This window comes from Halosimplex rarum (assembly GCF_047715405.1).
Taxonomy (GTDB): Archaea; Halobacteriota; Halobacteria; order Halobacteriales; family Haloarculaceae; genus Halosimplex; species Halosimplex rarum.
In genome coordinates, this window is sequence record NZ_CP180412.1 from 4001430 (window position 1) to 4013680 (window position 12251).

At 63.4% G+C, this 12251-nt stretch carries 7 protein-coding genes and 1 pseudogene; 3 read left to right on the top strand and 5 right to left on the bottom strand.

What is annotated here, in order from left to right; genetic code table 11:
• Positions 1 to 152: 152 nt before the first annotated feature.
• A complete protein-coding gene (locus tag ACMGFH_RS19130) occupies positions 153 to 1379 on the bottom strand; it encodes a HEAT repeat domain-containing protein (RefSeq protein ID WP_415380147.1) in 1227 nt (408 codons plus the stop codon).
• A gap of 257 nt (positions 1380 to 1636) precedes the next feature.
• Here ACMGFH_RS19130 and ACMGFH_RS19135 point away from each other — a divergent pair, with 257 nt between their 5' ends.
• Positions 1637 to 3703 (top strand): ABC transporter substrate-binding protein, encoded by a 2067-nt coding sequence (locus ACMGFH_RS19135; protein WP_415380148.1) that lies wholly within the window; start codon positions 1637 to 1639, stop codon positions 3701 to 3703.
• Positions 3704 to 3824: 121 nt separating this feature from the next.
• Here the strand turns inward: ACMGFH_RS19135 and ACMGFH_RS19140 are convergent, their stop codons facing one another.
• The gene (locus tag ACMGFH_RS19140) at positions 3825 to 4790 is read right to left on the bottom strand and encodes a family 43 glycosylhydrolase (protein WP_415380149.1); all 966 of its coding nucleotides are present in this window, start codon (positions 4788 to 4790) and stop codon (positions 3825 to 3827) included.
• 258 nt (positions 4791 to 5048) lie between these two features.
• Here ACMGFH_RS19140 and ACMGFH_RS19145 point away from each other — a divergent pair, with 258 nt between their 5' ends.
• Positions 5049 to 5273: a hypothetical protein gene (locus tag ACMGFH_RS19145; protein WP_415380150.1), complete on the top strand. Its 225-nt coding sequence runs from the start codon at positions 5049 to 5051 to the stop codon at positions 5271 to 5273.
• Positions 5274 to 5350: 77 nt separating this feature from the next.
• On the opposite strand, the gene ACMGFH_RS19150 is transcribed toward ACMGFH_RS19145, so the two are convergent.
• The 3 genes and pseudogenes from ACMGFH_RS19150 to ACMGFH_RS19160 all read right to left on the bottom strand — a co-directional run bounded on the left by ACMGFH_RS19150 (position 5351) and on the right by ACMGFH_RS19160 (position 9864).
• Complete coding sequence (locus ACMGFH_RS19150) at positions 5351 to 7531, bottom strand: hypothetical protein (protein WP_415380151.1); 2181 nt, start codon at positions 7529 to 7531, stop codon at positions 5351 to 5353.
• A gap of 6 nt (positions 7532 to 7537) precedes the next feature.
• Positions 7538 to 8363 (bottom strand): annotated as a pseudogene (locus ACMGFH_RS19155) (IS5/IS1182 family transposase).
• A gap of 316 nt (positions 8364 to 8679) precedes the next feature.
• The gene (locus tag ACMGFH_RS19160; RefSeq protein WP_415380152.1) at positions 8680 to 9864 is read right to left on the bottom strand and encodes a pyridoxal-phosphate-dependent aminotransferase family protein; all 1185 of its coding nucleotides are present in this window, start codon (positions 9862 to 9864) and stop codon (positions 8680 to 8682) included.
• A gap of 1051 nt (positions 9865 to 10915) precedes the next feature.
• Here ACMGFH_RS19160 and aceB point away from each other — a divergent pair.
• Positions 10916 to 12223, top strand: a complete 1308-nt coding sequence (gene aceB / locus ACMGFH_RS19165; protein WP_415380153.1) for a malate synthase AceB — start codon at positions 10916 to 10918, stop codon at positions 12221 to 12223.
• Positions 12224 to 12251: the final 28 nt, after the last annotated feature.

Below are 12251 nucleotides of genomic sequence, written 5' to 3' on the forward strand. Positions count from 1 at the left end.
GAGACTGTCGTCCCGGAACGTTTAGCAAATGGCAAGAAGGATCAGTCGGACGTCGCGACCGCAGTTGCGTGAACGGGCATCGCCGGTCAGTGAGAGGGCGCGACGGTAGAAACGCCCTGGTCTCCTGTGCAGTTGCGAATGCAGACGAACCGTCACCCGTCGAGACGGTCGATGGCATTCGCCGCTGTCGACCTGACTGTCTCCTCCGGGTCCGAGCGTTCGAGTTCGCGCAACGGGGGAACGACGCTGTCGTCGTCGCTGTATCCGAGGGCGAGGGCTGCTGCGGCTCGTACCTGGGCGGCGTCGTCGTCGAGTCGTTCGATCAGCGCGTCGGTGACTCGCTCGGCGGCAGCGAGGCGATGTTCACACACGTACGTCAACACCCCAATGCTCGTCGCCCGTGCACGGGCGTCACCCGCCAGCAGTTCGAGGAGCGAGTCGAGATGGTCGACTGCAACGTCGGCGACTCGCTCGTCGTGGAACTCGGCGAAGACGCTGAGTGCCCACGCAGCGTTGACAGCTACGCCCTGGTCGTCGCTCTCTAAACAGTTGCCGAGGGGTTCGATCATCGAAGCGGGCCCGCCGGACTCAGCCTCGACAGCATGGCCGAGGGCTTCCACTAGCGGCGCCCGGACCGCGCCGGCTTCGACCTCCCGGAGTACTGAGAAAATGGCGTCGGAACAGTCCCAGATCAACTCGGGACAGGTAGCGAGGATTTGGGCCGCTGCCGACGCGAGTCGGTTTCGATGAAATTGGACATCCCGGGCGTACATCTCGAACCGGTCGTGGGGAGTACCAGCGGCGCCACCGCCGGTCCCGTCGGTCGGTACCACGCCGGTTTCGATCTCCGGGATCTCATGAATCGTTCCGAGGAGCGGCTCGAACAGCTCCTCAGCCGTATCCGGGTCGGACTTGACGGCGATGGCGACGAGGTCGATCCCGAGTTCCAATCGGTCCGGATTGTCGGGATCCAGGAGGTGATGCAGGTTGTCGACGACCGACGGTGTGACTTCCTGGGTCTGGGTCGCGGCCGCGCGGAGCGCTCTCCCTGCACGCGTCCGTGCGACACCGTACTCGTCTCCGAGCAGGTCGGCTAATGCCGCGACAACATCGGTGGCGACGTCCGGGTCCTCCTCGATACGGGTCTGCAGTGCTGACACTGCCCCGACCCGCACGGTTTCGTCTCTGTGGTCGAGCCGATCGGCGACGGCCCGCGTGACTTTCTGGTCCCGTCTCGCGTCGACGAGTGTCACGAGCACGTCACCAATCGCGTCGGCCTCCCCAGGGTTCGTCTCCAGCGCCCGACCTATCGATTCTGGGTCAACGGATGCCGGGTCGCGTTCTGCCCGTTCCCGGAGCTGTGCAGGGGTGACAGCCATGTGCTCGCGTTTGGCTGCTCGTATATAAATTCAGTCGTTTCAGCGGCGGCTACCCGTGAGCCGCTTGGGCCCGCCTCAATAGTTGCAGACCGCAGAATGCCCTATTCCGTCGCCAGATCCCTGGTTCTGTCTGAACTAGAAGGGGACGTTCACACCCGCTGTCTGTCAGCCGAAGAGACGCGCGGCCGTAACCATTGGAAAATATAAATAAAATACTAGCATAAATATTTATATGGTGGGAAATACCAGCATTCCCCATGCCAAACGATGGCAACTCTGGAGCGGAGGGACTCTCACGTCGACGACTCATCAAACGGTTAGGCGCGGCTGGTTCTGCAGCCGCGGTAGCCGGCTGTGGCAGCAACGGTGACGGCGACGGTGGCGCACAGACCCAGCCACAAGACACGGCTCTCGACGTCGTTACCGGCACTCCGACCGACACGCCGGGCGAAACCACTGGAGAGACCGCTACGGACGCGCAGGGCGGGGCAGACGAACAGACACCCTATCCGAAAGTCGATACGACGTACCGGCACGGGTGGGCCCCGGACACCTCGCTTCCGGACGCGAACATAAACATGCACGCGCCGAACAACTCGGGCGAACTCGCGTGGCCGGTGTACGCTCGCTTCGGCAAACCCATGGTGGCAACGGGTGAGTGGGTCCACGTGGACGCCGACGGGTGGGAGTTCGACTTGGATAACAACGAACTCCGCGTCACGTTCAAGGACGGCGTGAAGTGGCACCAGGGCGGGGAGGTGATCGACGATTACCTCGGCAAGGACTACGCGATGCAGAGCCATTTCAGCCGTCTCATGACCAAAGCGAACCCCGAAGCCAGCACTGCCAGTAATCCGACGTTCACTGGGTTCGACCACGATGGCGGCAAGACGTTCATCGCCCACCTCAATTCGGGCGGCGTCAACAAGGAACTCATCATCGAGAACAACTTCCCACGCGCGCGGATGTGGAGTTATCGGGACCAGTGGCGTGATCGCTACGAAGCGCTCAAAGACGCCTCCACGCAGGAGAAGATGAACGAAATCCGCACCGAGGTACAGCAGACCACGATATCGCTCGCCGACGACCCGCCCCTGTCCGGAAACATGATGCTAGAGGACGTCAGCACGCAGCAGGCTACGTTCAAGCGCTTCCCTGAACACTGGTCGTACGACGGTCTCAACTGGGAGACCTGTGTCTTCAAGAACCTCTCAGGCAGCTCCGGGGCAGAATACCAGGCGGCTGTCACGGACAACATCGACATGAAGTTCACCATCCCCGGGACGGTGGACGACCCGCCGGAGCACATCCACCAGCTGTTCAGTCAGGCGGGAACCGGCACCAGTGAGGGGCTGCTGATCAACTACGGTGGCGGTGTCGACTCAGCATTCGGGTTCGAGTCGTCCGAACCCTCGGCGGACCAAACGGCCGGCAAGAGCATCGCGAAAGCGCGCCAGGGGCTGGCTTGGGCGATCAACGGTCCACAGGTCGCTAACAACAGGCTGGGGAAGTACGGCGGCCAGTTCACTTCGCCGCTGCCGAAGCCAGTTCCGGGTAACGAGAACATGTTCAACGAGGCCTTCCCGGAGGTGTGGGATTCGGTCCCGCCAATGCTCAAAGAGGCCGACGCCGCGAAAGCCGAGGAGTCGTTCCGTGCGGCCGGACTGAGCAAGGAGAACGGGACGTGGGTCAAGCCCAACGGGGAAGAGGTCGCCGTCGAGCTCGAGTCGTTCCCCTGGTCGCGAGACCTCATCGAGACGATCGTCACGAACCTGAACGCCGTCGACCTGAACGCCGAACACATCGTCCAGGAGCAGTCCGTCCTGTTCGGGAACCTCGGCAGTGGCGACTACGGCATGGCACAGTCGTGGCAGGGGATCAGCGGACTCCTCGCGGCGAACACGCCGGGCTTCCTGACGCGCACCGGAAGCTGGGAAACTCGATACACTCCACAGGAGTTCGAGGTCCCGCCGGTCGGAGAGTGGGACGCCGAACCGACGGAGACGGTTAACCCCGCGGAACTGTCGGCGAACCTCAGCCAGACGACGTTCGAGGAGCACAAGGAACAACTCCGCAAGCTCACCTGGACGTGGATGTACCACGTCCCGGCGATTCCGATCGTAGTGATCCCCAGCAGCCTCGGCTGGAACGACAAGCGATTCCGCTTCCCGCCGCATCCGTCGCGGTCGTCCGGGAAGAACGGGCGGTACGCCGTCCCGGGTGACGGGAGCGCCGCCGCGCGCATCTACGGCGTCGCGGAACCCTTCCGGATGATGCGACGCGGGCTCCCCTGGCCTAACGGGCCACTGGCCCGGACGGAGTAGTACCGGCTGCCGCTTCCGGTCGTCTTCCTCCGCTCTCGACCGGTCCAGCGCAAAGACTGATCGGAGAACACGGTTCGGCGCGTGAGACAGGAACCCGGACCGAGCGCCACCTCAGATCGATTTACCTCTGCATTCGGTCGAGATACCGGTCGCGATCGCAGACGAGCCAGTCATTTTCGACGTCGAGCTCGACGACCTGGAGTACCGTCTGTCGTGCCCGCCCGTCCTCGACCGTGTATCGCCGGTTCTCGCCGGCCTGGTGGACGTGGTAGAGGAGATACGCCTGGTCGTCGACGACGAAGGCGTCGGGGTGGCCGCCCTGGTAGTCGTCGCCCGGGCGCGTGCCTGCTCCGGTGAGGAGATTCTCCGACTGGGCGGCCCACTTGCGGCCGTCGGGCGAGCGGTAGACGCTCAGCCCGTCCCACGAATCCGTCAGTAGCCAGTAGTAGCCCCGCCACTCGAAGACGATCGGGGCCTCCTGGGCCTGGTCGTCGAGGACGGGCGACTCCCGTGCGGTCCAGCTGTAGAGATCGTCGCTGTCGGCGGCGTAGATGTAGGAGTTGTCGGCCTCGTCTTTATACCACATACGCCAGGTGCCGTCGTCGAGGCGATGCACGTCGGCGTCGATGACGTACTCCGAGGTGAGCGAGAGTCGCCCTTCGACGGTCCAGTCCCGACAGTCGTCGCTCGTACAGTGAACGATGTACCGCGGTCCCTCCCACGCCTGCGGGACGCCGGGCAGATAGCTAACGTACAGGTGGTACGTGCCGTCGTGGTAGAGGATCTCGGGTGCCCAGTGCGTGTTGTGCCCGGGTTCGATATCCACATCGAGCGTCCCCCGGTAACAGAAGCGACTGCTATCGCTGGCAGTGGCGACGCCGATCTCCGAGCCGTGGATCCACGCCTTCCCCGGCACGTCGATGTTCGACCGGCGCTGCGTGTAGAACAGCCACCACTCCTCGTTCTCGCGGTGCCACATGATGGACGGGTCGGCGGCGCCGTCGAACACGGGATCGCGGAACAGCGGCGCGGGTGCGTCTTCGATCGCGAACGGCTCCGTGTCGGGTGCCAGCGGATTCCATACCATGTTTTCGTCATTCGCAGAGGATCACATATAAGAATCGTTGTCGTCCGAATCGCCCGTTCTCGGCAAGTTCACCCGCCGAGACAATTCTCGCTCTCTCCCAGGAACCGCTCGATGGGACGAGATGAACAGCTTTCGGGACGGTAGGGAAGGCGTGTTCCACCGGCGTTCCGGACGGATTCATTAGTTTGCCGACCGAGGCCGAGAAACCGTGCCGCTCGGACGGAACCATTATTGTCCGCGTCCATCGACGTTCTGGTGATGCGACGTCCGAAACTGCTCCAACTCGGAACTGTAAACTTCATTATTATCACACTACTGCTGGGGACGTTTGGCTACAGCGAGTTCGCGGGGATATCGATGGGTCCTGGGACGTACGTCATCATGCAGCTGACCGCGTTGCTTAACGTGGCGACGATCGTCGGTGTTGCCGCGTACGTGTACTACGACGAGCACGTGACTACTCGGCCGTGGGAAGAGGGCTGAAAGCGATCACAGCGGGCCTGTCCGAACGGACCCAGGCCACCGAAACGGCTACTGTTGGCGGACTGTGAGCGACACCGTCACCTGGAGCAAAGCACCACCGACGCTGGCGGGAGCGTGAGCTCGACGGGATCGGTTCCGTCGCCGGTCGCTTCGACCGTCTCGACCTCGTGGCCGTCGTCATCCGGACCGTCACCCTGCGCGAACGGATCGTCGTCGGTCCCGCTGAACAGCGACACGTGAACTGCGCCGACCTCATCGCCGTATTCGACTGCCACGTCGACCGGCTGGGAGAGCGACCCGTTCACGAGAATAGTCTGCAAGCGTCCGCCGGATTCTGCCCCGACTGTGACCGCGTCGACCAGTTCGATCTGCCCTTCTGGGATCGAGACGCCGGTCGCCGGTCGGTCGCGGACCGGACTGTCGTCGACCGTCGTCTCCACCAGGCGCCACTCGTCGTCCGTCGCCAGGATCGGTTCGGCCACGTCCCGGAAGATCTCCGCGCCGAGGTGTTGCCCGGTTCGGCCGCGAGGACTGGGACGGACGTACTGCGAGAAGTCCGTCCAGTGGGCGAGTTCGACGTCGCGTCCGTTGCGCAACAACGCCTGGAGGGCACGAGCGGCAAATGTCGCGTGGGCCATCGTCCCGCGACTCGGCCGCGGCCACCCCTCGTCGACCTCCCAGGCGCGTAATCCCCACTCGCCGAAGGTTATCCGGAGGTCGTCTACGCCGCACTCGGCAGCGACCGAGCGGACCTCGTCGAACATCGCATCCCACGATCCGGGATCGTTGACCAGGACCTCGACGTATCCGAGCGGCGTCTCGTCGTTCGCGTCGAGCCACGCCTCGCGGGCGCCGTCCTCGCCGGTGTGGCCGCTGATACCCTCCGTGTATCGGTGGATGTCGACGCCCTCTATTGCCGACTCGGCGCCTTCGAAGAGCCGCTCATTCCAGACGGGCGGATCGCCACCATCCGCAGGGACAGTGACGTCCTCGCGTGTGCCATCGTGGACCTGCGTAAACCAGGGGTCGAGACCGCAGGCGTCGATCTCGATGCCGGGGTCGACCGCGCGCATCGCCGCGTGGTAGTCCGCGTACCGCTCGGCGTACTCGCTCGCTCCGGTCCGTCCGATCTGCCAGCTCCCCCACACCTCGTTGCCGACGCCCCAGTAGGTGACGTCCCACGGCTCCTCGTACCCGTGTTCGGCCCGAAGCGCGCCCAGTTCCGTCTCGTCGGGGTCGCCGTTGCAGTACTCGACCCAGGCAGCGGCTTCGTCGGGGCCGGCCGCAGACCAGAACGGGACGGTGACGTAGGGCTCGGCGTCGACGAGTTCGCAGAAGCGGAGCCACTCGTTCGTCCCGAGGTAGTTCGGGTCGAGGCCGCCCCAGTTGGCTACCGGAACGACCGGGCGCTCGGCGACGGGCCCGACCCCGTCACGCCACCGGTACTGGCTGGCGTAGTTGCCGCCCGGCCACCGGAGGCTCGTCACGTTGGCTTCCCGCAGTCGCTCGATCGTCTCTGGATTGAACATGCCGTCGACGGCGTCGTCTGGGATCAGCGTCACCCAGTCGACGTCGAGGACGCCCGTTCCCCCGGTTTTGATTGTCAGGAAACACTCCCCGTACTGGGGAGCGTCGTAGCGCTCGGGACGCTCGCTGTCGAGCAAAAGCGAGATCTCGTGGCGGTCCCACTCGCCGGTGACTTCGAGAGCGTTGTGGGCGAGTACCTTACCGTCTGTCGTTTCGAGTGCCACGACGCACGTCGAGCAGTCGCCTCTCACGGAGATGCCGACGTCGAACGAGCCGGTTCGTCGGTCCGGGAGGGCGAGGCGTTGCCCGACGCCCGCCTCGCCGTCACTATCGTTCTCGATCCGTTGGTATCGCGGTTCCGTCACTTCGGGCGGATCCGGGCGCTTGTCGTCGGGCACTTCGACGCCGTCGACGAGAGCCCCAGGGTCGTCGCGCCCGCGTACGCCGCTGACGCGCTGTTCGAAGACTGCGTCCTCCGCTGATCCGACCGGCTCCCACGGAGCGGCGATGCCCTCGTGGGTGTCGACGTTCGGATAGGCAGTCCACGGATCGCTCGACGTGTTCCACACGTCGAACGTACCGTTGAGAACGTAGTTTTCGAACACACCGGGATAGATGGCGCCGCCGAGGTGTTCGGCAAATCGCCCGAACACGTTGGCATCGATCGCCCACTCGCTCGTCTGACCTGGTTCGATGTTGATACGAACCGGTCCTGCAGCGTTGTCCGTCATGTGTGACTAGCCTTGCTCGGCAATCTCATAGGTCCCACAGTAGAGGCGGAACACTCCGGTTCGAGCGTGAACAATCTCGCCGTATTTTCGCCGAAGCACGAAAGACGTGGGTTCGGCCCTCGAGCGGTGATGATAGACCGTCTCATCCTGCGAGAGATTGTTGGCGATGCCGTGCAAACCGAATTCGCGGTGCTTGATCTCGGGTTTGGCGCCTTCGGAACACAATATCCGCCGAAGCAACCACCAGTCATAGTCTTTGTCGGCTGTGAGTACGTTTGGTTTGTCGAGGTTGCGTGTGACCATTCGCCAACTCATCTTGGAATTGTGCGGTTGTTTCACCGATCAATGTATGTCGAGAATAGGTAAGTTTCGATATGGGCGTACATTGTGGTTTTCACCGCCTCGGGCGTAGAGTTCGTCCGTTTTGCGTAGTGTTGGCTGGCAGCTATCCGATCCATGCCGGTTGCGTCAATGGCCTGAATATCGCCGAGATCGTGCAACTCCGCCGACAACCGCAGCAGACCGCAGCAGACCGCGCCAGGTCCGTATTTCCACGTCCTGATTGCGCGCCCATCCTGTCGAGAAATCAGTCACCGTTGAGTTGAGTGAAGCGACGGTCCCGTGCATCTCGTGAAGCACGTCCAGCGGGCGCCGATACGTGTGATCTGGACACTCGCGGAGACCGCGGATCGCCCTGATATCCCAGTCTGCGTAGCCGCCATCACCGTCTTCGAACGCTGAATCGGATCGCTGACAACGGATTTTAGAGCGAGACAACCCGATCAGTGAAGCTGGCGGGTTTGTTGGACACAAACCCGTCTTCCCGCTCCACTTCCTAATAACTTTGACATTTAAACGCTCTTACTAGCGTCAAAACACGTCCCGCGGGAAGTGTCTGGTTTGACCGGTGTGATATAGCCCTGTCGCTAGTAGAATTGCGTAGTGATTGCCAGGCGGCAGAATTTATTGGACTATCTGAGCGTGGGTACATCGACGTCGATGCCAACCTGATCGAGACGATCGAAGAATCCAGAGTTCCGGAGTTCAGATCGTCACCGCTCAGGCTCAGGTATCATCCCCCTTCCTCGGCGACCCCCTCGTCACAAGCTGCGACTCCGCTCTCGCTACGGAGAGGTTTCTGCCTCGATTCAGCGAAGTGCGCCGCTCATGGCCGCGAGACCGGCGTCGACATCCACGTCGGCGCCCTGGGAGTCTAGCGCGTCGCCCAGCGCGGCGAGCAGGTAGCTCACGTTCTTCGGTCGCGCGGAGTAGCCCATGCAGCCGATTCGCCAGATGTCGCCCGAAAGGGCGCCCAGCCCGCCGGCGATTTCGAGGTCGTACTGTTCCAGCAGGTAGGAGATGACCGCCTCGTCCTCGACGCCGTCGGGGACGCGCACGGCGTTGAGGCTCGGCAACCAGTACTCGTCGGGGGCGTTCATCTCCAGGCCCATCGCCTCGACGCCGGCCTTGAGCGCGCCCGCGACGTCGCGGTGGCGCTGCCAACGGGCCTCGATGCCCTCCTCGGCGACGAGGCGGAGCGCCTCGCGCATTGCATAGACGTTCGTGATCGGAGCGGTGTGGTGGTACGCCCGTTCCTCGCCCCAGTACCCTTCGAGCAGGGAGATGTCGAGGTACCACGACCGTGCCTCTTCTTCGCGAGACAGCACCTTCTCCATCGCGCGGTCGTTCAGCGTGAGCGGGCTCGCACCCGGCGGACAGGAGAGGCACTTCTGGGGGCCCGCGTAGGCAACGTCGATGTCCCACTCGTCGACGCGGAGCTCCACGCCGCCGAGGGAAGTGACACAGTCGGCGATCACGTAGGCGCCGTGCTCGTGAGCGACCTCCGTCAGCTCCGGGACGTCGGGCTGGCGGACACCGGTGCTCGTCTCGGCGTGGACGAAGCCGAACACGTCTGGCTCGTGTTCGCGGACGGCGGCCTCGACATCGTCGACAGCCAGAGGCTCGCCCCACGGGGCGTCGACCTTGACGACCTCGCCGCCGGCGCGCTCGGCCATGCTGGCCATGCGGCCGCCGAAGTAGCCGTTCGTGGGGACCAACATCGTGTCGCCCGGCTCGACCACGTTACCGATCGCGGCCTCCATCGCCGCCGATCCCGTCCCGGAGACGGGGATAGTCCACTGGTTGTCGGTCCGGAACGTGTACCGCAGCAGCTCCTGGACCTCGTTCATGATCTCGATAAACGAGGGATCGAGGTGGCCCACGAGGGGCGTGCTCATCGCTCGGAGCACGCGCGGGTGGACGTCGCTGGGTCCCGGTCCCATGAGCGTTCGATCCGGCGGCGTCAGTTCCCCGACCGCTGGTGCATCGGACATGCTCCCCATAACGGGCAGGTATCGTGTTAACTTTGGCATCGGTCGGATCTGTGGCCGAAGGCCCGGCGTCACGGTCCGGTCGTCGCCGTCACCCGTCGGTGTATCGCCTTCTCGGCCTCGAATTCCGGTGTTGCGAGTTCTCCCGGGTCGATTCCGGAGACAGCGGCCGCGGTGAAAGGGTTCGACGGATCCGCCCCGACTGGCGATCACGAACTCGGAATATGATATAGCGAAATATGATATACTGGATTCTTCCTCCCTCACGATCGCTCTGACCGCTCTCGCCGCGCGAAGAAGCAGGTTGTTTCGATCGATTCGTAAATTCACTATCTCAGAACTGCGTAGACGGTCCGCGCAGGCTCCGTACCTCGCGGTCTCCCCTCACAGTAGTCCACGCCGTAAGGTAGGGAATTGACAGCATACGACGAAACGGAGGCCTGAGGGGTCCAGTGAGACGGAGATGGCCGGGGCATCGATGTTCTCAACTCGTGAACAACAATAAGATACACTTACAGAGATATGGTTGTAATCGAACTGGCCGCCCCAACGGATTCCGTTCCGGCCTCCGAAGGCATGGATCGTGCAGTCGCTCGAAGCGGACGGTCGAGGGCCGCTCTCCCCCGGACGCGGTGAAATCGCGTGGGGATAGTGCCATCGTCTCTGCGATCGTTTTCTATCGGAGAATGCAAGTTCGGATCGAAACGGAGGGATGGGTCCGCGGGAAAGCGGAGTTGGAAGCTGACACGGATGCACCGTGCCCGTATCGGACGATCTATGGTGTGTCCGTTACTATTCGCCGAGGACTCACCGTTGCGGAGCCGCATTTGCCCCGTCCGCCTTTCACTCATACAGAATGACGACACTCTCCGAGTAGTCGCGTCGTATCGGCGGGGTCTGTCGAACGGATACGGGTGGGGCGATTCGGCGGAGATCAACGTGGAGCGGCTGCCGATCGCCCTCTCTGTGCATGAGGTCGCCGTCCTACGGGCCCGGGATCTATATTCACACCAACATTTATTACACGGGGACTGAGCTATTCACCTGGCAGAAGATGACCACCCAGAGACAGTATCAGCGACAGTTCGTGAGAACGTTCTTTACCTCGCCGACGGCTGTGGAAGGCGAAGACGACTCGGCGAAGATGTTGCGGAGCGCGGCGAAACTCCGCGGAATGCAGGCCCCAGACACCTGGATTCCGGACAACGAGGATGCCACCGCGCCGTCGATGCGCGACGAGGGCGTCGAGAACATCGTCGAAGTCGTCGCCGAGCACGGCGCAGACTTCCCGGGTGAGATCCATCCCCGCGTCGTCTGGCACCGCGACAGCCCGTCGACCCGCTACGAGGGGTTCCAGCAGATGCTTCGCATCGCGGATCCCGAGGGCGGTGCCGTCGAGTACATCGACGGGTTCGTCATCCCGGAAGTCGGCGACCTCGATGACTGGAAGAAGGCCGACGAGTTCCTCACTATCGTCGAAACCGAGCATGGCCTCAAAGAGGGCAGCCTCTCTATGTCCGTCATCATTGAGAGCGGGGAGGCGGAACTCGCCATGAGCGACCTCCGAGCCGAAATGGGGAAGCCGTCGAACAACCTGGAACGGCTGTTCCTCCTCGTCGACGGCGAAGTGGACTACACGAAGGACATGCGAGCCATGACGCCGACGGGCGAGTTACCGCCCTGGCCGGAACTCCGTCACAACACCTCCCGCGGTGCCAGTGCCGCCGGCCTCATCGCGGTCGACGGCCCGTACGACGACATCCGCGACGTAGAGGGATACCGCGACCGGATGCGGGAGAACCGCGCCAAGGGCATGACCGGTATCTGGGCGCTGACCCCGGGACAGGTCGTCGAAGCGAACACGGCACCGCTGCCGCCGGAGTCCGGTAGCTGGAACCTGGAGATCGACGGAACAGCGGTAGAGCTCAGCGAGGAGGACGGCCTCCAGGTCTACCGGGGCGACGACCTCTCGCTCACGGAGACGAGCGACGGCGAGTATCACCTGACCGTCGACGGCGAAGCACACGACCTCGACGAGGACGAACTACGGGAGAAACTGCTCGATCTCGCCGCCTACGTACCGAGCATGACTGATATCGTCGACTCGATGGCCGAGTTCGAAGCCGCGAAGGACGCCGGCCGAGGCGCGATCGCGATGACGCAGTCGACGACGCTGTCGATCGACGGTGTCGAGGTCGACATCGAGCGCGACCGGATGTGGGACGAAGCGACCTATCAGGCCGCACAGACCCCGATCGCGCTCTTCCAGGACGTCTACGAACACCGGCCGGACCAGCACGAGGAACTCGAAGAGATGTACGACACGGACGTCGTCGAGCGGGCGATGGCCCTTGGCGACTGATCGCCGCCAGCCTGGGTGCCGACGTGAC